This window comes from Nocardia aurea (genome assembly GCF_003123685.1).
Classification (GTDB): Bacteria; Actinomycetota; Actinomycetes; order Mycobacteriales; family Mycobacteriaceae; genus Nocardia; species Nocardia aurea.
The window spans coordinates 361,569-384,606 of record NZ_QCYJ01000103.1 but is presented as its reverse complement, the minus strand read 5'-3'; the positions used below and the strand labels follow the sequence as shown (position 1 = coordinate 384,606).

Sequence of the window (23,038 nt, the reverse complement as noted above, 5' to 3'; positions counted from 1 at the left end):
CGGCGTGCCCGGAACCGCTCAGCCGATGTCGACCGGGTCGATCTGCACGCGCAGCGGGGCGTCGGTGCGGTGTGTGCTGCGGATGGCCTGCGCGGTGATCAGCGCTTTGGACAGCGCCGCACCCTCGCGACGGTCCACACGCAGGATCATGCGTTCGACCTCGACGGGGGAATCACCCGCGAACGGCTTCCGGGCGAAGGGCGGCAGCGGCACCGGGCCGAGCACTTCCACGCGATCGGGTAGTGCCGCGGTGGAGAGCAATTCGGCGATCGCCTCGGTGGAGCCGTCGATCGCGACCAACCGGACCGCGGGCGGAAATCCGACCTCGGCGCGACTGTCGACCTCGGCGCGCGCGTGGCCGACGGGATCCCAGCGGACCAGGGCCTGCACGGTCGGGATGGACGGTTCGGCCATCACGATCACCTGCCCGTGCGCGCGTACGAGGGCCGCCGCCGACATCCAACGGCGCAGCGCGTCCTCGCCCGCGCGCAGATCGGCCCGGCCCAGCAGCGCCCAACTGTCCAGCAGGAGCGCGACACCGTAGCCGCCGCGCACCGTCGGCTCGGCACCGACCGTGGCGACCACCACCTGCGGCCCCGGTTCCACCGTGTCGAGCAGCGCGCCGCCGCTCGACCCACGGATGGGCACATCGGGGAAAGCGCGCCCGAGTTCCTCCGCGGTGCGTTGCGCCCCGATCACCACCGCGCGCAGCGCGCGTGACGCGCACACCGGACAGCGGAATCCGGCCTCCACGATCCCGCACCACCGGCAACTCGGACTGTGCGCCGCGTTCGGATCATTCCGGCCGCCACGAGTTTCCGGCAACGTGAGCGGTCCGTTGCAATGCCTGCAACGCGCGGGGGTCCGGCATTTCGTGCAGGCGAGCGCGGGAACATAGCCGCGACGCGGCACCTGGACCAGTACCGGCGCGCCCTCCTTCAACGCCGACCGCGCCGCCGCGAAGGCGACGCCGGGAATGCGCACGGCGCGGGCCATCGGATCGCGTTCGAGCGCCAGATCCGAATCACCCGGCGCGCTGATCCGCGGGGTGTGCTTGCGCAGCACCGACCGGTCCGCGACCAGATCGTGCGCCCAACCGGAGTCCACCACCGCCTGCACCTCGGCGGTCCTGGCGAATCCGGCGGCGACGAAGGCGGCGCCGGATTCGTGCGCGCGCAGCATCGCGACCTCACGCGCGTGCGGATAGGGCGCGCGCGGTTCGGCGTAGGTGTCGTCACCGTCGTCCCACACCGCGATCAATCCCAGGTCGGCGGCGGGGGCGAACACCGCCGCGCGCGTGCCGACGACCACCCGCGCACTCCCCCGCAACACCGCGAGCCAGCGCCGGTACCGCGCCGCCGGACCCAACCCTGCCGCCAGGCCGACCGCCGAATCCCCTAGCAGCAGAGCACATTCCGCCAGCACCCGGTCCAGGTCCCTTTGATCGGGCACCAGCAGGATCGCACTGCGCCCCGCACCGACGACCGTGGCCGCCAATTCCGCCAGCCGTCGAGCCCAGTCCTCGCCGGGGAGCGCCTGCCACGCCGCGCGCACACCCTTGCCCTGTCCGAGCGCCGCGAGAAACGCCCGTCCGTGGATGTAGCGGTCCCACGGCTGCGGATCGAACAGTTTCGGATCGGATGTCTCGATTCGCGCGGCCTCGGCGTCGTCCGGATTCACCGTCCCGGCATCCGGGATCTCTGTTCCCGCATGCGCGGCCTCATCGGCACTCGCCGATTCCACATCCCGGATCCGCACATCCGCGGACGCGGCGTCGGCCGGACTCGCCACCGACCGCTGAAGAGCTACCTGGGCATCGTCATCCAGGACAGCGGTGTCCGATGTGCCGTCGACGGTCTCTTCGGTGGCATCCGGGATGTTCTCCGCGTCCGAACCGTCGAGCGATACTTCGCGATCCCCGGGGTCCGCTTGCTGCTCGTTGAACTCGGTGTCCTCCACCGTCAAGCTCGGATCGGGAGCGCCCTTCTTCGCGCTTCCACCGTTCTCGGTCCGCGCGTGCCTGGGGGGAACGGCCAGACGTAGAACGTCGGCGCGGGTGCCCGCGTAGCGATGGGCGACGGCGGTGGCGAGGTCGAGGATTTCGGGGGTGAGCACGCGTTCCGCGGAGACGACACGCTCGAGTTTCACCATTTTCCCGGTGTGCTCGGTGTGCGCGAGCCGACGCAGCAGGTACCCGTCGACGAGTCGGCCCGCGAAACGGATACGGACGCGCACGCCGGGCTGGGCGATGTCGTCGAACTCGGGCGGGACCAGGTAGTCGAAGTCCCGGTCGAGGTGAGCAGGCGACAACAGCGGGAGTACCCGTGCGATGGGTAGTCCCGCTGTTGTCGATGTGGTGGTCGGCGTGCTTCCCTCGGACCCGGGGTCCGAGGGAGGGCCGAGGGCTTTCGCCACGGCCCTCTTCACGCCGGGGCGACCCGTACCCGCCGGTTTCAGAGGCCGACGGCCGCGCGCAGTTTGTCCGCGCGGTCGGTGCTCTCCCAGGGCAGATCGACGTCGGTGCGGCCGAAGTGGCCGTACGCGGCGGTCTGCGCGTAGATCGGGCGCAGCAGATCCAGATCGCGGATGATCGCACCCGGACGCAGGTCGAACACCTCGGTGATCGCGGTGGAGATACGCGTCGGATCGACCTTCTCGGTGCCGAAGGTCTCGACGAACAGACCGACCGGCGCCGCCTTGCCGATGGCGTAGGCCACTTGGACCTCGACCTTGTCGGCCAGTCCGGCCGCGACGACATTCTTGGCGACCCAGCGCATGGCGTAGGCGGCCGAGCGGTCGACCTTCGACGGATCCTTGCCGGAGAACGCGCCGCCGCCGTGACGGGCCATGCCGCCGTAGGTGTCGACGATGATCTTGCGGCCGGTCAGACCCGCGTCGCCCATCGGGCCGCCGAGCACGAATTTACCGGTCGGGTTGACCAGCAGCCGTACGTCGGAGGTGTCGAGGGTCGGCACGTTCAGATCGGCCAGCACCGCGTCGACGACCTTCTCGCGGATATCGGGGGCGAGCATATTGTCGAGATCGATATCGGCGGCGTGCTGGGTGGAGAGCACGACGGTGTCGAGCCGGACCGGGCGGTCGCCGTCGTATTCGATGGTGACCTGGGTTTTGCCGTCCGGGCGCAGGTAGGGCAGCACACCGGTCTTGCGTACCTCGGTGAGTTTGCGCGAGAGCCGGTGGGCCAGTGCGATCGGCAGCGGCATCAGCTCGGGGGTGTCCACGGTCGCGAAACCGAACATCAACCCCTGGTCACCGGCGCCCTGACGCGCGATCGCGTCGTCCTCGCCACCGACGCGGGCCTCGTGCGAGGTGTCGACGCCCTGGGCGATATCGGGCGACTGGGCGCCGATCGCGATATTGACGCCGCAGGAGTTCCCGTCGAAACCCTTTGCGGACGAGTCGTATCCGATTTCGAGGACCTTGTCGCGGACGATTTTCGGAATATCGGCGTAGGCCGAGGTGGTGACCTCACCGGCGACGTGGACCTGGCCGGTGGTCACGAGCGTCTCCACCGCCACCCGGCTGCGCGGATCTTGCGCGAGTAAGGCGTCGAGGATGGAATCGCTGATGGCGTCACAGATCTTGTCCGGATGACCCTCGGTCACGGACTCACTGGTGAATAGGCGGCTGCCAGACGTGGGCACAGTTGTTCCCTCTTCCTCGACGGATTTCTCGTATCGGGCCACGACAGTAGTGCGACCGCGCCACAGCGCAACCCTTGAACTCAGACTATTCCAAATCTTCGGCGCACAGTGTGGACCTACCGCGTCCGACCCAGACGGTTCACGCCCCGGATTCCGACCGGATGCCCCGTGGGCGGATCCTCGGCGTCGCAACGATATCGATCGTCGCGACTCAGGCGTGCAGCAGGACCGTCAGCGCGTCGAGGACCCGACTGGCGAGCAAGGCCTTCGATCCGTGATCGAGGGCCTGTTCGGTGCCGTCGGCCCCGAGTAGCCAGCCGTCGTTGGTGTCGACCTCGAACGCCTTGCCCTCGCCGACCGCGTTGACGACCAGCAGGTCACAGCCCTTGCGCGCGAGTTTGGCGCGCGCGTGGGTGAGTACATCGCCCTGCTCGTCGCCGGTTTCGGCGGCGAATCCGACGATCGAGGTGCCCGGCAGCTGGCCGTCGCGTCGCGACTGCACCAGACCGGCGAGGATGTCGTCGGTCTTGGTCAACGCGATGACGTCCGGTTCGCCCGCGCCCTTCTTGATCTTGGCGGCGGCGACATTGGTCGGCCGGAAATCGGCGACCGCGGCGGCCATGATCACCGCGTCCGAGCCGACCGCGTGCTTGTCGACGGCGGTTTTCAGCTGTTCGGCGGTGGTGACGTGCACCAGGTCGACGGCGGCGGGTGCGGCCATCTCGATCGTGTTGCCCGCGATGAGGGTGACCTGAGCGCCGCGCTGAGCGGCCACCCTGGCCAGCGCGTAGCCCTGTTTACCGGAGCTGCGATTGCCGAGGAAGCGCACCGGATCCAGCGGTTCCCTGGTGCCGCCCGCGGTGATGACCACCCGGCGGCCGACCAGATCGCGCGGAATCGCGTCGGGGCGTTCCTGGAGCAGCATGGCGAGCCCGAAGATCTCCTCGGGCTCGGGCAGCCTGCCCGGACCGGTATCGGTTCCGGTGAGCCGTCCCGACGCCGGTTCCATGACGATCGCGCCGTGCTCGCGCAGCGTCGCGACATTGGCCACCGTCGCCGGATGCTCCCACATCTCGGTATGCATCGCGGGCGCGATCAATACCGGACATCGGGCCGTCAGCAAGGTGGCGGTCAATAGGTCGTCGGCGCGGCCGTGGGCGGCGCGCGCCATCAGATCGGCGGTGGCGGGGGCGATGACGACGAGGTCCGCCTCCTGGCCCAGGCGCACGTGCGGCACCTCGGGCACATCGGTGAACACGTCGGTGTGCACCGGGTTCCCCGACAGTGCCTCGAAGGTGGCCTTGCCGACGAATTGCAACGCCGACTCGGTGGGGATCACCCGCACCTCGTGCCCGGTCTCGGTGAAACGACGGACGAGCGCGCACGCCTTGTATGCGGCGATTCCTCCGCCGACACCGACGACGATCCGTGTGGTCACTGGCCCTCCGGGTGGCTGTTCCCCGCCCACGCGGGGAGAACGACGATCTTATTCGCCTTCGGAATGCTCGAGCAGATCGGAGTGGATCTCACGCATGGCCACCGACAGCGGCTTCTCCTGCAGACCCGGCTCGACCAGCGGGCCGACGTATTCGAGGATGCCGTCACCGAGCTGGTTGTAGTAATCGTTGATCTGACGTGCACGCTTGGCCGCGTAGATCACCAGCGCGTACTTGGACGACGTGCGCTCGAGCAGCTCATCGATCGGGGGGTTGGTCAGGCCGATCGGAGTGTCGTACACGTGCACGGTCTTTTCGCTCACTGAGGAGGCTCCTGCGGTTCGTCGGTGAAAATCGATGGGTGCTGGATCAGCGGGTACTGAGATCAGCGGGTACTCGAGTCTCGGGATCGCCGCGCGACGGTCGTCGGCCCGGTTTCGTGCCGACGACGACGAAGAGCGCGCAGCCTATCTCGAAATAGTGCTGACGAACAACGATACCAACTGCTCACAGGCGCTGGTCACCTCGTCGTTCACGATCACGATGTCGAACTCGTCACAGGCCGCCAATTCGATCCTCGCGGTCTCCAGCCGACGGGCGATCACCTCGGGGGATTCGGTCCCGCGCGAGGTGAGCCGGGAGACCAGTTCGTCCCAGCTCGGCGGGGCCAGGAAGACGAGTATGGCTTCGGGCAGCGCCCGACGTACCGAACGGGCACCTTCGAGGTCCACTTCGACGAGCACGTTCTTGCCCGCCGCCAGCGCCTCGCGTACCGGACCCGCAGGGGTGCCCGACCTCTGCAGTCCGCCGTGGATCTCCGCCCATTCGAGCAGTTCGCCCGCCTCGATCATGGCGTCGAACTCGGCTCGGGAGACGAACCGGTAGTCCAGTCCGTCGACTTCCCCGGGCCGCGGGGCCCGGGTTGTCGCGGACACACTGAAGACCAGTTCGGGCAGGAATTCCCGCACGCACCGCACGACCGTGGATTTGCCCACGGCCGAGGGGCCGACCAGTACAACCAGTCGACCCTTCCGCGTGTGTTCGACCACCCTCGTAATCAGGCGTCGAAGTCGAACCGGGCCAACAGCGCCTTGCGCTGCCGATCGCCGAGCCCGCGCAAACGGCGGGTGGGAGCGATCTCCAGTTCGGTCATGATCTCGGCTGCCTTGACCTTGCCGACCTTGGGCAGGGCCTCCAGCAGCGCCGAAACCTTCATCTTGCCGAGAATCTCATCGGTCTCGGCATCCTTGAGCACGCTCTTCAGGTCGGTGCCACCACGCTTCAAACGCTCCTTGAGCTCCGCCCGAGCGCGGCGAGCGGCCGCCGCCTTCTCCAAAGCAGCGGCGCGCTGCTCGTCAGTCAGCTGGGGAAGGGCCACGGTTCCTCCGTCTCATCGTTCATTGCATAAACTCCTGCCGGTAACCCGACAGTCTCAGCGACCGTACCCACGACGTCCTGCAATTGCGAACCCGCCCCCCAGGTCAGCGCATGATTCCGACTGTCACCTCGGCGCGAGCGGCCGAATCCGCACAATGCCTCGCTCGCTGCCGTGATCGTACCGCCATTCCCCTGAAACACCCCGCGACCTGGGGATATACCGGAAATATGAGGGATAGCGGAGCGGTAGCGGTAGCGCCGCGCGGACCCCCAGCAACCACACACCCGCCCGACCAGGAACTTTCTGGAAATTGTCGGCGTGTCGGCGCAACTTCCCGCGTGTCGGATCGAACACATGTCCCCATACGTGGCCTGGATCACTCCCCGCACGCCGGATCCGAGACGACGAAGGCCCCGGATTCCGTCGAATCCGGGGCCTTCCATTCCTGTTTTCCGTACACCGAGGGATCCCCGGCGGCCCGACGGGCGGCACCGCCGACCGCACGCGGTCCGCGAGCGCGCCCAACCGGCCCGGAGTGCCACCTGGCTGCCCGCCAGAGGGCCTCGGCGTCGCGGTGGGGAGCTCAGGAACGCAGGAACGCGAACTCGTCCTGAATCGCGTTCAACCTGGCACGCAGTGCCGATACCGAGGGGCCCTCACGCAGGACCTCGCGCGAGACCGCGGGCAGCACCGAACGCAACATCGCCTCGGGCACCAGCGCGCGCACACTGTCGGGGCCGCCGCCCTGCGCGCCGACACCCGGCATCAGGATCGGGCCGTTGAGGGCCGACACATCGGGAGCCTCGGTCAGCGTCGCCCCGACGACGACGCCCACCGACCCGAATTCCGCGCCCGCGTTGCACAGCGCCGCCTCGTCGACGATGGACTGGGCGATGGTCCGCCCGTCCGCCGCGACCACCCGCTGCACCTGACCGCCCTCCGGATTGGAGGTCGCGGCCAGCACGAACACCCCGCGGTTGTTGGCCTCGGCCAGCGTGAGCGCGGGCGAGAGCGATCCGAATCCGAGATAGGGCGACACCGTCACCGCGTCGGCGCCGAGGGATCCGTCACCGAGCCAGGCCCTGGCGTAGGCGTCCATGGTCGAGCCGATATCGCCGCGTTTGGCGTCGGCCAGCACCAGCGTGCCCGAGGCGCGCAGCACCTCGATCGTCCGCTCCAGTACCGCGATACCGCCGGAACCGTAGGGCTCGAAGAAGGCGACCTGCGGCTTGACCAGCGCGACGGTCCCGTCGAAGGCCTCGACGCAGATCTCCGCGAATTTCTCCACGCCGTCGGCGTCGTCGGTCAGTCCCCACGCGTCCAGCAACTGGGGATGCGGATCGATGCCGACACAGACCGGGCCGAAATGCGCCGTGGCGCGCAGTAATCGGTCACCGAACGTCTTCATCGAACCGCCTCCTTCATAGGGTCGGAATCAGCCACGCAGCACCGAATGCAGCTCCTGGAGGGAGCGCACCCCGATTCCGCCGTTGATACTCGCCTCGATGCCCTGCACCGCCGCCGCGGCGCCCTGCACGGTGGTGATGCAGGGGATGTCGACGCCGACGGCGGCCGTGCGGATCTCGTAACCGTCGACGCGCGGCCCCGAATTGCCGTACGGGGTGTTGAACACCATGTCGATCTCACCGTCGCGGATCTGATCGACGATGCTGGGCAGCCTGTCCCCGGCGTTCTCTGCGGTATCCGGTTCGGAATGCTTGCGGACCTGCTCGCACGGAATACCGTTGCGGCGCAACATCTCCGCGGTGCCCTCGGTGGCGAGGATGCGGAACCCGAGGTCGTGCAGGCGTTTCACCGGGAAGACCATGGCGCGCTTGTCGCGGTTGGCGATCGAGACGAACACGGTGCCCTCGGTGGGCAGTGAGCCGTAGGCCGCGGCCTGGCTCTTGGCGAAGGCGGTACCGAAATCGGCGTCGATGCCCATGACCTCGCCGGTGGATTTCATCTCCGGGGAGAGCAGCGAATCGACCCCGCTGCCGTCGGCGCGGCGGAACCGGTGGAACGGCAGCACCGCTTCCTTGACCGCGACCGGCGCGTCCAGCGGGACGTGGCCGCCGTCGCCCTCGGCGGGCAGCATGCCTTCCTTGCGCAGTTCGGCGATGGTCGCGCCCATGGTGATCCGGGCCGCCGCCTTGGCCAGCGGCACCGCCGTGGCCTTGGAGACGAACGGGACCGTGCGGCTCGCGCGCGGGTTGGCCTCGAGCACGTAGAGCACGTCGTCCTTGAGCGCGTACTGCACGTTCAGCAGGCCCTTGACGCCGATCCCCTTGGCCAGCGCCACCGTGGACCGGCGCACCGCCTCGATATCGCTGCGCCCCAACGTGATCGGGGGCAGGGCGCAGGCCGAGTCGCCGGAGTGGATACCGGCCTCCTCGATATGCTCCATGACGCCGCCGAGGTAGACCTCCTCGCCGTCGCACAGGGCGTCGACGTCGATCTCGATGGCGTCTTCGAGGAACCGGTCGACCAGCACCGGGCGATCGGGGCTCAGTTCGGTCGCGCGGGAGATGTAGCCCTCGAGCGAATTCTCGTCGTAGACGATCTCCATGCCGCGCCCGCCGAGCACATAGGACGGCCGCACCAGCACCGGGTAGCCGATGCCCGCCGCGATCTTCTTGGCCTGCGCGACGGTGGTCGCGGTGCCGTACTTGGGCGCGGGCAATCCGGCGGCGACCAGCACCTCACCGAATTCACCGCGATCCTCGGCCAAGTCGATGGCGGCGGCGCTGGTGCCGACGACGGGAACGCCCGCGTCGGTCAACCGCTGCGCGAGGCCGAGCGGAGTCTGTCCGCCGAGCTGCACGATGACGCCCGCGACGGTGCCGGATTCGGATTCCGCGTGGAAGACCTCGAGGACGTCCTCGAAGGTCAGCGGCTCGAAGTAGAGGCGGTCGGCGGTGTCGTAGTCGGTGGAGACGGTCTCGGGATTGCAGTTGACCATGACCGTCTCGTAGCCGGCCGCCGACAGCGTCTGCGCCGCGTGCACACACGAGTAGTCGAATTCGATGCCCTGGCCGATGCGGTTCGGTCCCGAGCCGAGAATGATCACCTTGTCGCGCTCACGCTGCGGCGCGACCTCGGATTCGGCCCCGGGATCGAGTTCGTAGGCCGAGTAGTGGTACGGGGTCTTGGCCTCGAATTCGGCGGCGCAGGTGTCGACGGTCTTGAAGACCGGCCGGATACCGAGCCGGTGGCGCAGTACGCGCACGCCGGTCTCGCCCGCCAGTTCGGGGCGCAGCGCGGCGAGCTGACGGTCCGACAGTCCGTAATGCTTCGCGCGACGCAGCAGCGGTTCGTCCAGTACCGGTGCGTCGAGGATCTCGCCGCGCAGTTCGACCAGTCCGGCGACCTCCGCGACGAACCAGGGGTCGATCCCGGACGCCTGCGCGACCACCTCGATACTCGCGCCGAGGCGCAAAGCCCGCTCTACCTGGTAGATCCGTCCTTCGGTCGGCGTGCGCAGATCCTCGAGGATCGCCTCGACGGCGGCCTGGACATTGTTGTCGACCGGAGCCCACTGCCCGTCGTCCTGGGTCCAGAACCCGGTCGCCTTGGTCTCGAGCGAACGCAGCACCTTGCCGAGCGCCTCGGAGAAGTTGCGGCCGATCGACATCGCCTCGCCGACCGATTTCATGGTGGTGGTCAGAGTCGGGTCGGCGCCGGGGAATTTCTCGAACGCGAACCGCGGCGCCTTGACCACGACGTAGTCCAGCGTCGGTTCGAAACAGGCCGGGGTCTCCCCGGTGATGTCGTTGACGATCTCGTCGAGCGTGTAGCCGATCGCCAGTTTGGCGGCGATCTTGGCGATCGGGAAACCCGTCGCCTTGGAGGCCAGCGCCGAGGACCGCGACACGCGCGGATTCATCTCGATGACGATCAGTCGACCGTCGGCCGGATCGACGGCGAACTGGATATTGCAGCCGCCGGTGTCGACGCCGACCTCGCGCAGGATCGCGATGCCCAGGTCGCGCATCTTCTGGTATTCGCGGTCGGTGAGCGTCATCGCGGGCGCGACGGTGACCGAGTCACCGGTGTGCACGCCCATCGGGTCGACGTTCTCGATCGAGCAGACGATCACGACATTGTCGCGGCTGTCCCGCATCAACTCGAGTTCGAATTCCTTCCACCCGAGGATGGATTCCTCGATGAGGACGTTCGCGGTGGGTGAGGCGGCCAGGCCGCCGCCCGCGATGCGGTCGAGATCCTGGTCGTTGTATGCCATGCCCGAGCCGAGGCCGCCCATGGTGAACGACGGCCGGACCACCACGGGGAAGCCCAGTTCGGCCACCGTGTCGCGGACCTCGTCCATGGTGAAACAGACCCGTGAGCGAGCGCTCTCGCCGCCGACCTTCGCGACGATGTCCTTGAACTTCTGCCGATCCTCACCGCGCTGGATGGCCTCGAAATCCGCGCCGATCAGCTCGACGTTGTACTTCTCGAGCACCCCGTTCTCGTGCAGTGCGACGGCGGTGTTGAGCGCGGTCTGCCCGCCGAGGGTCGCCAGGATCGCGTCGGGGCGTTCCTTGGCGATGACCTTCTCGACGAATTCGGGGGTGATCGGCTCCACGTAGGTGGCGTCGGCGAATTCCGGGTCGGTCATGATCGTCGCCGGGTTGGAGTTGACCAGCGATACCCGCAGTCCCTCCGACCGCAGCACCCGGCACGCCTGGGTGCCGGAGTAGTCGAATTCGCACGCCTGGCCGATGACGATGGGGCCGGAGCCGATGACCAGGATGTGTTCGAGATCCTCGCGGCGAGGCATCAGGAGGCTCCTTCCATGAGACCGGCGAAACGGTCGAAGAGATAGGCGGCGTCGTGGGGTCCGGCGGCGGCCTCCGGGTGGTACTGCACGGAGAACGCGCGACCGTCCACCAGTCGCACACCCTCGACGGTGCCGTCGTTGGCGCAGATGTGGCTGACCTCGGCCTTGCCGAACGGGGTGTCGAAACGTTCGCCCTGTTCACCTTCCAGCGCGAAGCCGTGGTTCTGCGCGGTGATCGAGATGCGTCCGGTCTCGTGCTCGACGACCGGGATGTTGATGCCGCGGTGGCCGAATTTCATCTTGTAGGTGCTGCGCCCGAGCGCGCGGCCCAGGATCTGATTGCCGAAGCAGATGCCGAACAGCGGCAGCCCCTTCTCCAGCACGCCGCGGGTCAGCGCGACCGCGCCGTCCTGGGTGGCCGGGTCGCCCGGGCCGTTGGACAGGAAGACGCCGTTCGGATCGAGTTCGAGTATCTGGTCGATCGAGGTTGTCGACGGCACCACGTGCACCCGCATCCCGCGTTCGGCGAACATGCGCGGGGTGTTGGTCTTGATGCCGAGATCGACCGCGACGACGGTGAAGCGATGATCACCCGCGGGCTCGATGGTGTAGACCGAATCCGTGCTCACCTCGCGGGCGAGATCGGCGCCGAGCATGGACTGCTGGCCGTTGACTCTGGCCAGCAATTCCTCGGTGCCCGCGAGGGCGTCGCCGGAGAAGATGCCCGCCTTCATCGAACCTCGGGTGCGCAGATGCCGCACGAGGGCGCGGGTGTCGACACCCGCGATGCCGACCACGTCCTGACGCTGGAGCGCCTCGGGCAGGGTTCCGGTCGCGCGCCAGTTGGAGGCGCGGCGGGCCGGATCGCGGACCACGTAACCGGCGACCCAGATCTTGCCGGATTCGTCGTCCTCGTCGTTCCAGCCGGTGTTGCCGATCTGCGGGGCGGCGGCCACGACGATCTGACGGTGGTAGCTCGGGTCGGTCAGGGTTTCCTGATACCCGGTCATCGCCGTGCAGAACACCGCCTCGCCGAGCGTCTCGCCCACCGCGCCGTAGGCGGTGCCGCGGAACACCCGGCCGTCCTCGAGCACGAGCGCGGCTTCGTCGTGCCCGCCGGTCGCCCGGCCACCGCCCCCCGCCGAATCGTTACCCGATACCGCACTCATCCTTGCTCATCTCCCGTCATCGTCCTGGCCCACGCCGGGTACACCGTCTTGTCGTCACCTCGGAAACCGGTATCTATCTCGGTTCCGGTCGGCAGCTTCCAGCGAATTACCAGCACACCATCTTGCGTCATCACTTTGCCCGCGTGCCCGCGTTCGGTCCGCACGGCGGTGATGGACTCCTCGGGAATCCAGATCACCGCCGCCCCGTCGCGTTGCAGCAGGATCCCTCGTTCGAACCTGGTCAGTTCCGCTGTTGCGCGGAACCCCAGGTCACCCACCGCTATCCGGTCCTGCCAGCTGGGCGCGATGGTGCTGCCCAGGTAGAGACCGGTCGTCGGCTCCAATACCTGCGCCCCGAGTTCGGCGGGCACGGTCGGCAGTTCGCCGATCCGTTCGGCCTGACTCGCGGCGCGGCGCTGCCACCCTCGGTACATCAGCGAGACGCCGATGACGAAGAACGCCAGCGTCCCGATCACCCACAGTGTTCTTTCCATTACGGAGCTCCCACCGCTTTGCCCTCGCGGGCGGTTATCCGACCCCGCAGCAATGTCGTGGTGACCTTGGCGGGGAACGTCATATCCTCGAACGGCGTGTTGTTCGAGATGCTGGCGAGTTCGGTGGCGCGCACCGTCCAACTCGCCTCGGGATCGACCAGCGTGAGGTTGGCCGGTTCGCCCACCTCGATCGGCCTGCCGTGTTCGTCGAGTCCGACGATGGCCGCGGGCCGCTCGCTCATCACCCTGGCCACACCGCGCCAGTCGAGCAGACCCGGTTCGACCATGGTCGACACGATGATCGACAGCGCCGTCTCCAGACCGAGCATGCCGGGTCGCGCGGCCGCGAACTCGCAGCATTTGTCCTGCTCGGCGTGCGGGGCATGATCGGTCGCGACACAGTCGAGCACCCCGTCGGCCAGCGCCTGCCGCAGCGCGGCGGCGTCGGAGGCCTCGCGCAGCGGCGGATTCACCTTGTTGACCGCGTCGTAGGTCTCCAGGCGCGAGTCGTCGAGCAGCAGGTGGTGCGGGGTGACCTCGGCGGTGATCGAAATCCCCTGGGCCTTGGCCCATTTGATCAGCTCGACGGTTCCCGCGGTGGACGCGTGGCAGATGTGCACGCGGGCGCCCGCGTCACGGGCGAGCAGCGCGTCACGGGCGACGATGGATTCCTCGGCGGCGCGCGGCCATCCGGCCAGGCCCAGGCGCGCCGCGGTCGGACCCTCGTGCGCCACCGCGCCTTCGGTCAGCCGTGGCTCCTCGGCGTGCTGGGCGATCAGCACGCCGAGCGAGTTCGCGTATTCCAGCGCCCGGCGCATGATCAGCGGGTCGTAGACGCAGTGGCCGTCGTCGGAGAACATGCGCACCGCGCCGACTCCGGCGGCCATGGTGCCCATTTCCGCGAGCTGCTTTCCGGCGAGACCGACGGTGACCGCGCCCACCGGATAGACGTCGACCAGGCCGACTTCCCTGCCGCGCCGCCACACGTGATCGGTGACGACCACCGAATCCGCGACCGGATTGGTGTTGGCCATCGCGAACACCGCGGTGTATCCGCCGAGAGCGGCCGCGGCGGAACCGGATTCGATGGTCTCGGTGTCCTCGCGTCCGGGTTCGCGCAGGTGGGTGTGCAGGTCGACGAAGCCGGGCAGCAGGATCTGTCCCGTCGCGTCGACGATCTCGGCGGCCTCGCTCGCGGCGATCCGCGGCGCGATCTCGACGATGACACCGTCGCGCACCAGCACGTCGACCGGTTCGCCCTCACCGTAGCGCCGTGCGGCCTTGATCAACAGTTCGCTCATGCCGCGCCGCCTTCCGCCCGGATCTCGTGGCCGATGCAAATCTCCGCGCTCATACCGCGACCGCCTCCTGGGTGCCGACCAGCAGCCGGAACAGCACCGCCATCCGCATGTGCACGCCGTTGGTCACCTGTTGCAGGATCGCGGCCTTCGGCGAATCCGCCACGGCCGAGGCGATTTCCATGCCGCGCAGCATCGGGCCGGGGTGCAGCACGACCGCGTGCTCGTCGAGCAGTCCGAGTCTGCGCTCGGACAGTCCGTAGGTCACCGCGTACTCGCGCGCCGACGGGAAGAAACCGCCGTTCATCCGCTCGGCCTGGACCCGCAGCATGAGCACCGCGTCCGCGCCGGCCAATTCGGCGTCGAGCGCGTGCGAGATCCGCGCGGGCCAGGCCTCGACACCGACCGGGAGCAGCGTGCGCGGCGCGACGAGCACCACTTCGGCGCCGAGCGTGGCGAGCAGGAAGACGTTCGAGCGCGCGACCCGGCTGTGCAGGATGTCGCCGACGATGACGACCCGCTTGCCCTCGATATCGCCGAGGCGCTGACGCAGGGTGAGCGCGTCGAGCAGGGCCTGGGTCGGATGTTCGTGCGTGCCGTCACCGGCGTTGATGACGGCGGGCGAGGTTCCGCGCCCGGCCGCGGCCCAGCTGTCCATCCAGCGCGCGATCTGATGCGCCGCGCCGGAGGCGGGATGTCGGACGATGAGCGCGTCGGCGCCCGCGGCGTGCAGGGTCAGCGCGGTGTCGCGCAGCGATTCGCCCTTGGACACCGACGAACTGCTCGCGCTGACATTGATGACATCGGCGCTCATCCACTTGCCCGCGACCTCGAAGGAGACGCGGGTGCGGGTCGAGTTCTCGTAGAAGACCGTCATCACGGTGCGTCCGCGCAGCGTCGGAAGTTTGTGCACTTCGCGCCCGAGCAGCGCCTGCTCGAATCGTTCCGCCTCGTCCAGCATTTCGGTGGCCGCGTCGCGATCCAGATCGGCGACGGTCAGCAGATGCCTCACTGTGCCTCCTCTTGGCGCAGATAGACGCCGTCGCGGCCGTCGTGTTCGGTGAGCAGTACCGCGATGTCCTCCGACCGCGAGGTCGGCACGTTCTTCCCGACGAAATCGGCGCGGATCGGCAGTTCGCGATGTCCCCGGTCGATCAGCACCGCGAGTTGGACCGCGCGCGGCCTGCCGAGATCCCGGAGTCCGTCCAGCGCGGAGCGCACGGTGCGCCCGGAGAACAGTACGTCGTCGACCAGGACGACGAGCGCGTCCTCGATACCGCCGTCGGGAACGGAGGTGCGTTCCAGCGGACGGTGTGGACGGCTGCGCAGATCGTCGCGGTAGAGGGTGATGTCGAGTGATCCCAGCGCGGGCCTGACCCCGGAGAACTCCTCGATCTTCTCGGTCAGCCGCGCGGCCAGGGTGGTGCCTCGGGTCGGAATACCGATCAACACCACGCGCGCCGCGCCGGTCTCCCCCGAGTCGAGCGCGGTCTTCTCGATGATCTGGTGCGCGATCCGCGCGATGGTCCGGCTCACATCGGAGGCCGACAACAGCTCGCGCCCCGCCTGTACCCACTCGGGTGCGTGCCGCTGCGATACCTCGGCACCGCCGGACTTGGCGACCCGATCTCCGGGCACAGCCATGCCGACCTCCTTCCCCGCCTCACCGGACGGTCCGTTAAAGGATGTCTTACGGCTAGCAGCCTAACAGCGCCCGACAGCGCCCTCCCACCAGCGGTATCCCCCTGTGAGCCCCGCCACGCACGGCCTGTGAGCTCGACCACGCCGGCACCCCGAGCACTACGGCAGGCGCACCGCTCGTACGAGACCGGCCGCCGACCCGCCCGCCATTTCCGGTCGGCCGAACGACTCGACGAGATCGTCCCAGGGATGAAAGCGGGTGCGCCAACCGTGTTCGGCCAGCCAACGTTCGCCGTCCGGTCCCAGTCCACGCCGATCGGCGGAAGCCGTCGCTCCCACCAACCGTCCGAGTTCGGCGTATCGCTCGCGCTGCGGCGCCACATCGAACCGCCCGAGGGCGAAACTGCTCGCGGGGGCGGATATTTCGGTCATCCACTCGGCAAGGCGCAGCGCGTCGGCGTGCGGGAGGTAGTCGAGCACCCCCTCGTCGACCCAATGCGCGGGCAGATCGGCGCGGTAGCCCGAAGCGACCAACGCCGACACCCAGTCCGCGCGGAGATCGGCGGCGACGACCTGCCGCGCACAGGTCGCGGTCGCGCCCGCCGCCGCGAGAATCGGTTCCTTGAAGGCGAACAGCTCGGGCAGGTCGATCTCGAACAACCGCACCCGCGCCGGCAGCGCCATCCGGTAGGCGCGGGTGTCCAATCCGGCGCCGAACAGCACCAACTGCGAACATCCGTTGTCCACCGCCCGGACGATCTCGTCATCGATGACCCGCACGGTCAGCGATCGGCCGTCGAAGAATTTCGCGGCGAGCGCCTCGACCCGCGCCCACCGCGCCCGTCCGTCCTCGGTGCCCTCGAAGCCGAGCCGGGCGGCGGCGACGAAATCTCGCGCCAGCGGATCGTCGTAGAGGCGGTCGGCGCGTTCGGATTCCGTCGCGCGGATGACCGCGACGCCGACGGCCGTCATCGCCACCCCCGCCATCGGCACCTGCTCTTCGGCCACGAATCCTCCTCGATTTAACTTGTCGACCGACTAGGTATTTTCGCCCTTCGCCGAAGCTAGGCTTCTGCTTGCCGGTCGTCAAGCAGAACGGAGGGATCCATGGACGGACGTCGCAGCGACACGCGTGAGCGGATTCGGACCGTCGCCATGGAACTGTTCACCGAACGCGGCTACGACAAGACCTCGCTGCGCGAGATCGCCGAACGCCTCGGGGTCACCAAAGCCGCGCTGTACTACCACTTCCGAACCAAGGAAGATATCGTCGCCAGCCTGTCGGAAGACCTGCGCCGCGGCGTCGACGACATCGTCGAATGGGCCGCGACCGCACCCGAGGGTCGCGAACGGGCCCGCGAAATCCTGATCCGCTACAGCGATCTGCTACACGGTCTCGGACGGGACATGGTGCGGTTCTGGCACGAGAATCAGCCCGCTTTCCGAGAGCTCGGATTCGGTACGAGTCTGCGCTACCAGTTTCGCACCCTCGCCGATTCGATGACCGCTCCCGATCGCGACCCGATGGCGGTCTTCCACGCGCGCCAGGCGCTGCTCGCCATCAGTTGGAGCCTGGCGATGATGGGCGATCTGGAGCTGACCGAGGAGCAATCGCACGCCGCCGCCACCCGGATCGCACTCGACATCATCGACGGGTAGCTCCCGCGCACCGCGGGGACCGGTACGTCCGCGACACCACGGTCCGAATTCCGCTAGCACATACGTTCGATCGGGCGTACATTCGACGCCATGTCGACGCCACTACAGGGTTCACTGCTCGACGGATTCGGTGAGATCGAACTCGGTCCGCTGGAGGGAATTCGCCGCACGTCGCTCGGCGCGGGCGCGTGGGTCGATGTGCTGCCGGGCTGGATGACCGGGGCGGACGAACTCTTCGAACGGCTCGCGGCCGAGGTGCCGTGGCAGTCGGAGCGCAGGCCGATGTACGACCGGGTCGTGGACGTGCCGCGACTGACGCGCTTCTACGACGAGAGCGACGCGCTGCCCGATCCGGCGTTGGAGCGGGCGCGCACGGCGCTGAGCGCGCACTATCGCGACGAACTCGGCGAACCGTTCCGCACGGCCGGCCTGTGCTACTACCGCGACGGGCACGACAGCGTGGCCTGGCACGGCGACACCGTCGGCCGGGGCGCGACCGACGACACCATGGTCGCGATCCTGTCGGTGGGCGCCGCGCGGGCACTGCTGTTGCGTCCACGCGGGGGCGGCGCGAGTATCCGGTACCACGTGGGCCACGGAGATCTGCTGGTGATGGGCGGATCGTGTCAGCGGACCTGGGAACACGCGGTCCCGAAATCGCGCAGGCCGACCGGGCCCAGAATCAGCATCCAGTTCCGTCCGCGCGGCGTGCGCTGAACCTGGGTCGGCGGGCTTCCCGAAAGCCGAGCAGGTGCGCTCGACGGTCAACTGTCCACAGCCCGAATCGGTGCGGGATTCCGGCGACGACGGACGGTGACGGCGTGCGCGTGGATGGCCTGTTCGAGATCGGCGGGCGCGACGACCGGCCCACCGCCCGCCGCGGGCGAGCGCCGCCGGTGACGCGGTGCCGAGTTCACTCGTGAATCCCGCAACCGGGCGGTGACCTCCGCCCGCGCCTGCCGGGCGACACTCACCTCCCTGCGGTACTGCCGGAAGATCTGGACCTCCCCGTCGACTTTCGGGTAGTCCAGGTACAGGTAGTCCATACCGTCGCGGGCGTATTCACCGAGCCGCTCGAGATCGATCGCCCACTCCCGCAGCTGATCCGGCCCGCCGTAGATCGCGAGGGTGCCGCCGACCCGGTCGATCCGGGTCCAGCCGACCGGTTTCGCCACGTAATGCGATGCGGCCGTGCCGGATCCACCCGAATCCCACGCACGTCGCCGCGCGAGTGCGGGTTTCAGGCCGAAAGTCTGCCAGCCGACCGTGCCCTGCGAGCGGTCGCGCAACGGCAACCGGGCGCGCAACGCGGCGGCGGCGGCCGCGGTGAACACGGTGAGATCCGACGGCACCAGAACGATCGGATCGGACGGGGCCGCGTCGAACGGGTTCGGGTCCAGATGCGCCGGATCGATGACGACCAGGGTGCCGGGCCGACGCTGGTAGGACAGACCCCACAGCAACCGCGCGGACACCCGCGCGCCGCGCCAGTCCGACAGCACGTGCCAGGTGTCGTGGTAACGATTGGTGGCGAAGCGGAAATCGTCACCGGGACGCAGTGTGAGCACCGTGAACACACGGCCGTCGAGCACCATCGTGCGACGGTGCAATTTCAGTATGTCGCTATCGGCCGAACCGTGACGCGGCCGTTTCTGTTGCGCGGCCACGATAATCCTCCGTTTCGGCTCGCTGTGAAAGACAGGAGACCACGGACGAACTCGGTTCGGCAACGCATTTTCCGTCGCCGACCGGCGGTGGCCGGGGTGTCCCGCCGCACAGCGCGCGAGCGCGCACCCGGATAGATTGGCTGTATGAGCAATCCAGGGGCGGGGGTCTTGGCCGTGATGCCGCTGCATACGATCAGCGAGGTCTACGGCGAAGCGGGGCTGCGAGAACGACTTCTGCTCGAAATCGCGGAACTTCCGGATGCCGATCGGGTCGTCGACGCCCTGGAATTGGCCGCCGACCTGCATCGCGACGATCGCTACGGCCGCGAGCCGTATCTGAGTCATCTACTGCGGGTGGCGATTCGGATCATCAGCCACTATGAGGTCCGCGATCCCGATCTGGTCGTGGCGGGCCTGCTGCACGACTCGGTCGAGGACCACCCGCGGGAATTGGCGGGGGAACAACCGGGCGAACCGAAGGCCGCCGCGCTGGCGGTGCTCGCCGAACGTTTCGGCACCCGTGTCGCCGATATCGTCGCGGCCGTGACGAATCCGACCCCGGACCCGGATCGGGACAAGCACGAACAATATCGCGAACATATCGCCGCGGAACTCGATCGGGCACCGTGGGCGCGGATCGTGAAATTCTCCGATTTCACCGATAACGGCGTCGGAATTCTCTACGCGACCGGTCCGGCGATGGAACGGCTGGCCACCAAGTACCAACCGCTGCCCGATATATACCGTGACCTGGTCAACCGGCCGGACACACCGCTGGCCGATCACGTCAAACAGCTCATCCTCGATCAGTTGGATCGCGCGGACGAACGATTCGAGGCGATCCTCGACAGCGACTGAACCCCGCCTCATGGCCGTCGCAGGACCGCCTCGACCAGCGCGAGGACACCCGCGCGCAGGCGGTCCGCCTCGCCCGCGCGCACCATGCGCGCGGCCGGTTCTCCGCCGAGTGGGGCGAGCAGTAGCGCTCCGACGACCTCGGCGTCCACGTCCGGCCTGGCCTCGGCCAACAGCGCGGTGATGTGCGCGGCCCAGAACGCGTGGAACTCCTCGCTTCGCGGATGGGGCGACTCCGACCGGTAGGCGACCATGAGTTCGAGATTGTCGACGACGAGTTCGGTCATCGCGCCGAAATAGGCGAGCAGCCGGTCACCGGGTTCGGCTCCTGGACCGAGCGGCGGCGGACCGTCCTGCACCGCGTTCATCAGCGCGAGCGCGGGTTCGGCGACGAGTTCGTGCAGCAGACCCGCCCGGCTGCCGAACCGGTGGAAGATGGTCCCCTTCCCGACCCCGGCGGCGGCGGCCACCCGATCCATGGTGATCGCCTCACCCCCGTATTCGGCCAGCAACGCCCTGGTCGCATCGAGTATCGCGCGCCGATTTCGTGCGGCGTCGGCACGTTCCCTCGGACGGTCCTCGGCCATCTCACCCACTTCCTGCATTGACAAGTTGACCAACGGTCCATATCGTTTCGCTTCGAACTGGACCGGCAGTCAAATTATGGAGTTCTCGATGCGAGCAATCGTAATGACAGGTACGGGCGGCCCCGAGGTACTGGTGCCGCGCGAGATGCCGACACCGCGTCCCGGCGTGGGTGAACTGACGATCAGAACGGAGGCGATTCCGGTGCTGTACCCCGAGATCGCACTGCGTTCGGGGGCATTCCCGCTTGCCGCCGAACCGCCGCTGATCTTCGGATTCCAGGCCGTGGGAATCGTCGCCGAAACCGGGCCCGAGGTCGACGCCGCCCTCGTCGGCAGGCGCGTCGCCGTCGCCACCGCCGGTTTCGGCTCGTACGCCGAATATGTCCGCGCGCCCGCGGTGTCCGCGACCCCCGTACCCGAGGAACTCTCGGCGGCCGAGGCGGCGGCGGTGCTGATGAGCGGCTCGGTGGCGGTGACCCTGCTGGACGCGGCCGCGTGCACCGGCACCGAGACGGTGCTGGTCGAGGCGGCCGCGACCGGCGTCGGCGCGGCGCTGACCGAACTGGCCGCCCGACGCGGAATCCGGGTGCTGGCCACCGTGGGCGGACCGGCCAAGGCCGAACGAGCCCGCGCCCTCGGTGCGGCGGAGGTCTTCGATCACCGCGACCCGGAGTGGACCGCGCGGCTGCGCGACCACCTCGGCGACACGACCATCGACGTCGTGTTCGACTCCATCGGCGGCGCCACCGCCGCGGCGCTGCTCGACGTCCTCACCCCGTTGTCCGGGCGCATGCTCGGCTACGGATTCCTCTCCGGCGCACCGGCCCAGGTCACGGCCGCCGACCTGATCGCCCGCGGACTCACTTTCGTCGGCTGCGCCGGACCGCGGTGGCTGGCGGTCGTCGATGCCAATCGCGGACGGGCGCTGGCACTCGCGGCGAACGGGGAACTCGATCCCCTCGTCGAATCCGTGTTGCCGCTGGAGCGCGCCGACGAAGCGCACCGACTGGTCGAAGGCCGGGCACCGCTCGGCAAAATCGTGCTGCGACCCGTGACCAGCTGAGCGCCGACCGCCCCGCACCGGCCGGTGGACCGCCGGATTGCGATCATGCAGTAGTGCCCGAACCGGTCGGCTCCGCCGCTGCGAACCCGTCGTCGAGTCCGTCGACGTCCGAACAGCCGTCACGGTGGGCGAGATTCGGCGTGCTGGACCGGGTGCGGGTCGCACTCTTGCTGATCGGGCTGTTGTGCGTCGCCACCGGACTACTACCGCGTGAGCAAGCCGCCGACAATATGCGGCGCATCGGACCACTGCTGCTGTTCCTCGGCAGCGTCATCGTGCTGGCCGAACTGACCAGGCAGGCCAAGGTATTCGCTGTGATCGCGCATCGGCTCGCGATCCTCGGGCGCGGTAACTATCCGGCGCTGTTCGGACTGTGCGTGCTGTTCGCCTCGGCGACGACCACCCTGCTCAACCTCGACACCACCGCCGTGCTGCTCACCCCGGTCGTGCTGGCGCTCGCGGCGCCCGCGCGTATCGCGCCGCTGCCGTTGGCGATGACGACGCTGTGGCTGGCGAATACCGCCAGCCTGCTGCTGCCGGTCTCCAATCTCACGAATCTGCTTGCCGCCGACCGCGTCGCACTCGACGCCACCGAATTCGCGGCGACCATGTGGGCGCCGCAACTGGTGTCGACGGCGGTGACCATGCTCTGCCTCTGGATCTTCTACTGGCGACGCGGTCGCCGCGACGCGGACCGGTACCTACCCCCCGAACCCGTACGCCCCGAGAATTCCGGACAACGCGCGCTGATGTACACCACCGCGTCGGCCTGCGTGCTGTTCATCGTGTCCATCCCGCTACTCGGGGACCACATCGAGATCGCGGCCACCCTCGCCGCGGTGATCGCCGTCGGGGCCTTCGCGATCATCGATCGCCGCGCGCTGAGATGGTCGCTGATCCCCTGGCGGTTGCTGGTCTTCGTCGTCGGCCTTTTCCTCGTCGTACCGACGCTGAGCCGGTTCGGACTCTCGGATGTGATGCACGCGCTCATAGGTTCCGATTCCGGTGCGGAAGGCGCGTATCGCGCGGCGGGAGCGGGTGCCGCACTGTCCAATATCGCCAACAACCTGCCCGCCTACACGGCTGGTGAGGCGGTGGTGCCGGTGGAGAACCGCGATCAGCTGTTGGCCCTGCTGATCGGCACCAACGTCGGTCCGATCATCACGCCGTGGGCATCGCTTGCCACCCTGCTGTGCCTGGAATTCTGTCGAACCCACGGTGTCCGCGTCCCGATGACGCGCTTCGTCGTCACCGGGGCGATCCTGGCGATTCTCGCGACGACGAGCGCCGTCGCCGCACTGCTGGCCCTCGGATGATCTGGGCACCGTCGGCGCCGATCGAGA

The 23,038-nt window shown here is 68.4% G+C and carries 21 protein-coding genes; 5 read left to right on the top strand and 16 right to left on the bottom strand.

All coding sequences use genetic code 11. From position 1 onward, the window contains the following. Window positions 1-18 precede the first annotated feature (18 nt). The 14 genes from DAT37_RS22940 to DAT37_RS22875 all read right to left on the bottom strand — a co-directional run bounded on the left by DAT37_RS22940 (window position 19) and on the right by DAT37_RS22875 (window position 16,872). Complete coding sequence (locus DAT37_RS22940; RefSeq protein ID WP_456320123.1) at window positions 19-2,310, bottom strand: primosomal protein N'; 2,292 nt, start codon at window positions 2,308-2,310, stop codon at window positions 19-21. Between the two features lie 143 nt (window positions 2,311-2,453). After that, window positions 2,454-3,665 (bottom strand): methionine adenosyltransferase, encoded by a 1,212-nt coding sequence (gene metK / locus DAT37_RS22935; protein ID WP_109526880.1) that lies wholly within the window; start codon window positions 3,663-3,665, stop codon window positions 2,454-2,456. Between the two features lie 211 nt (window positions 3,666-3,876). Then, window positions 3,877-5,133 (bottom strand): bifunctional phosphopantothenoylcysteine decarboxylase/phosphopantothenate--cysteine ligase CoaBC, encoded by a 1,257-nt coding sequence (gene coaBC / locus DAT37_RS22930; protein WP_405177109.1) that lies wholly within the window; start codon window positions 5,131-5,133, stop codon window positions 3,877-3,879. Window positions 5,134-5,151: 18 nt separating this feature from the next. Beyond that, window positions 5,152-5,424 (bottom strand): DNA-directed RNA polymerase subunit omega, encoded by a 273-nt coding sequence (gene rpoZ / locus DAT37_RS22925; protein WP_109526878.1) that lies wholly within the window; start codon window positions 5,422-5,424, stop codon window positions 5,152-5,154. A 144-nt stretch (window positions 5,425-5,568) separates the two neighbouring features. After that, complete coding sequence (gmk, locus tag DAT37_RS22920; RefSeq protein WP_109526877.1) at window positions 5,569-6,150, bottom strand: guanylate kinase; 582 nt, start codon at window positions 6,148-6,150, stop codon at window positions 5,569-5,571. Between the two features lie 8 nt (window positions 6,151-6,158). Continuing rightward, window positions 6,159-6,479 (bottom strand): integration host factor, actinobacterial type, encoded by a 321-nt coding sequence (gene mihF / locus DAT37_RS22915; protein WP_040708330.1) that lies wholly within the window; start codon window positions 6,477-6,479, stop codon window positions 6,159-6,161. 583 nt (window positions 6,480-7,062) lie between these two features. Beyond that, on the bottom strand, window positions 7,063-7,887 hold the full coding sequence (gene pyrF / locus DAT37_RS22910) for an orotidine-5'-phosphate decarboxylase (protein ID WP_109526876.1): 825 nt from the start codon (window positions 7,885-7,887) through the stop codon (window positions 7,063-7,065). Window positions 7,888-7,914: 27 nt separating this feature from the next. Continuing rightward, window positions 7,915-11,262 carry a carbamoyl-phosphate synthase large subunit gene (gene carB / locus DAT37_RS22905; protein WP_109526875.1) on the bottom strand — a complete coding sequence of 1,116 codons (3,348 nt, stop codon included), beginning with the start codon at window positions 11,260-11,262 and terminating at the stop codon, window positions 7,915-7,917. Then, a complete protein-coding gene (carA, locus tag DAT37_RS22900) occupies window positions 11,262-12,431 on the bottom strand; it encodes a glutamine-hydrolyzing carbamoyl-phosphate synthase small subunit (RefSeq protein WP_109526874.1) in 1,170 nt (389 codons plus the stop codon). The genes carB and carA overlap by 1 nt, the downstream gene beginning before the upstream one ends. After that, window positions 12,428-12,925, bottom strand: coding sequence for a PH-like domain-containing protein (locus DAT37_RS22895; RefSeq protein ID WP_109526873.1), 498 nt, complete (start codon window positions 12,923-12,925; stop codon window positions 12,428-12,430). Before DAT37_RS22895 ends, carA begins: the two co-directional genes overlap by 4 nt. Further along, window positions 12,925-14,226 (bottom strand): dihydroorotase, encoded by a 1,302-nt coding sequence (locus DAT37_RS22890; protein WP_109526872.1) that lies wholly within the window; start codon window positions 14,224-14,226, stop codon window positions 12,925-12,927. The genes DAT37_RS22895 and DAT37_RS22890 overlap by 1 nt, the downstream gene beginning before the upstream one ends. A 49-nt stretch (window positions 14,227-14,275) precedes the next feature. Further along, window positions 14,276-15,235 (bottom strand): aspartate carbamoyltransferase catalytic subunit, encoded by a 960-nt coding sequence (locus tag DAT37_RS22885; RefSeq protein ID WP_109526871.1) that lies wholly within the window; start codon window positions 15,233-15,235, stop codon window positions 14,276-14,278. Beyond that, window positions 15,232-15,867, bottom strand: coding sequence for a bifunctional pyr operon transcriptional regulator/uracil phosphoribosyltransferase PyrR (pyrR, locus tag DAT37_RS22880; protein WP_109526870.1), 636 nt, complete (start codon window positions 15,865-15,867; stop codon window positions 15,232-15,234). Before pyrR ends, DAT37_RS22885 begins: the two co-directional genes overlap by 4 nt. Window positions 15,868-16,023: 156 nt before the next feature. Continuing rightward, window positions 16,024-16,872, bottom strand: a complete 849-nt coding sequence (locus DAT37_RS22875) for an SAM-dependent methyltransferase (RefSeq protein ID WP_232839934.1) — start codon at window positions 16,870-16,872, stop codon at window positions 16,024-16,026. Window positions 16,873-16,971: 99 nt separating this feature from the next. Here DAT37_RS22875 and DAT37_RS22870 point away from each other — a divergent pair, with 99 nt between their 5' ends. Together DAT37_RS22870 and DAT37_RS22865 are read left to right on the top strand one after the other, a co-directional pair. Next, on the top strand, window positions 16,972-17,523 hold the full coding sequence (locus DAT37_RS22870) for a TetR/AcrR family transcriptional regulator (RefSeq protein WP_109526869.1): 552 nt from the start codon (window positions 16,972-16,974) through the stop codon (window positions 17,521-17,523). Window positions 17,524-17,613: 90 nt separating this feature from the next. Then, window positions 17,614-18,240, top strand: coding sequence for an alpha-ketoglutarate-dependent dioxygenase AlkB (locus DAT37_RS22865; RefSeq protein ID WP_109526868.1), 627 nt, complete (start codon window positions 17,614-17,616; stop codon window positions 18,238-18,240). 47 nt (window positions 18,241-18,287) lie between these two features. Here the strand turns inward: DAT37_RS22865 and DAT37_RS22860 are convergent, their stop codons facing one another. After that, window positions 18,288-19,190, bottom strand: coding sequence for a hypothetical protein (locus DAT37_RS22860; RefSeq protein WP_109526867.1), 903 nt, complete (start codon window positions 19,188-19,190; stop codon window positions 18,288-18,290). A 144-nt stretch (window positions 19,191-19,334) separates the two neighbouring features. Here DAT37_RS22860 and DAT37_RS22855 point away from each other — a divergent pair, with 144 nt between their 5' ends. Further along, entirely contained in the window at window positions 19,335-20,048 is a 714-nt protein-coding gene (locus tag DAT37_RS22855) for an HD domain-containing protein (RefSeq protein ID WP_109526866.1), read from the top strand. A gap of 8 nt (window positions 20,049-20,056) precedes the next feature. On the opposite strand, the gene DAT37_RS22850 is transcribed toward DAT37_RS22855, so the two are convergent. Continuing rightward, window positions 20,057-20,665 carry a TetR/AcrR family transcriptional regulator gene (locus tag DAT37_RS22850; RefSeq protein ID WP_408637427.1) on the bottom strand — a complete coding sequence of 203 codons (609 nt, stop codon included), beginning with the start codon at window positions 20,663-20,665 and terminating at the stop codon, window positions 20,057-20,059. A 55-nt stretch (window positions 20,666-20,720) separates the two neighbouring features. Here DAT37_RS22850 and DAT37_RS22845 point away from each other — a divergent pair, with 55 nt between their 5' ends. Further along, the gene (locus tag DAT37_RS22845; RefSeq protein WP_109527340.1) at window positions 20,721-21,695 is read left to right on the top strand and encodes a quinone oxidoreductase family protein; all 975 of its coding nucleotides are present in this window, start codon (window positions 20,721-20,723) and stop codon (window positions 21,693-21,695) included. Between the two features lie 53 nt (window positions 21,696-21,748). Further along, window positions 21,749-23,011: an SLC13 family permease gene (locus tag DAT37_RS22840; protein WP_109526865.1), complete on the top strand. Its 1,263-nt coding sequence runs from the start codon at window positions 21,749-21,751 to the stop codon at window positions 23,009-23,011. Window positions 23,012-23,038 lie beyond the last annotated feature (27 nt).

Excerpts from the sequence above, each read along its gene's own strand:
- DAT37_RS22845 (WP_109527340.1), top strand. The coding sequence starts at position 20,721 with ATGCGAGCAATCGTAATGACAGGTACGGGCGGCCCCGAGGTACTGGTG.
- DAT37_RS22890 (WP_109526872.1), bottom strand. The coding sequence starts at position 14,226 with ATGAGCGAACTGTTGATCAAGGCCGCACGGCGCTACGGTGAGGGCGAA.
- carA (WP_109526874.1), bottom strand. The coding sequence starts at position 12,431 with ATGAGTGCGGTATCGGGTAACGATTCGGCGGGGGGCGGTGGCCGGGCG.
- pyrF (WP_109526876.1), bottom strand. The coding sequence starts at position 7,887 with ATGAAGACGTTCGGTGACCGATTACTGCGCGCCACGGCGCATTTCGGC.
- pyrR (WP_109526870.1), bottom strand. The coding sequence starts at position 15,867 with ATGGCTGTGCCCGGAGATCGGGTCGCCAAGTCCGGCGGTGCCGAGGTA.
- DAT37_RS22895 (WP_109526873.1), bottom strand. The coding sequence starts at position 12,925 with ATGGAAAGAACACTGTGGGTGATCGGGACGCTGGCGTTCTTCGTCATC.
- DAT37_RS22855 (WP_109526866.1), top strand. The coding sequence starts at position 19,335 with ATGAGCAATCCAGGGGCGGGGGTCTTGGCCGTGATGCCGCTGCATACG.
- DAT37_RS22865 (WP_109526868.1), top strand. The coding sequence starts at position 17,614 with ATGTCGACGCCACTACAGGGTTCACTGCTCGACGGATTCGGTGAGATC.
- DAT37_RS22870 (WP_109526869.1), top strand. The coding sequence starts at position 16,972 with ATGGACGGACGTCGCAGCGACACGCGTGAGCGGATTCGGACCGTCGCC.
- carB (WP_109526875.1), bottom strand. The coding sequence starts at position 11,262 with ATGCCTCGCCGCGAGGATCTCGAACACATCCTGGTCATCGGCTCCGGC.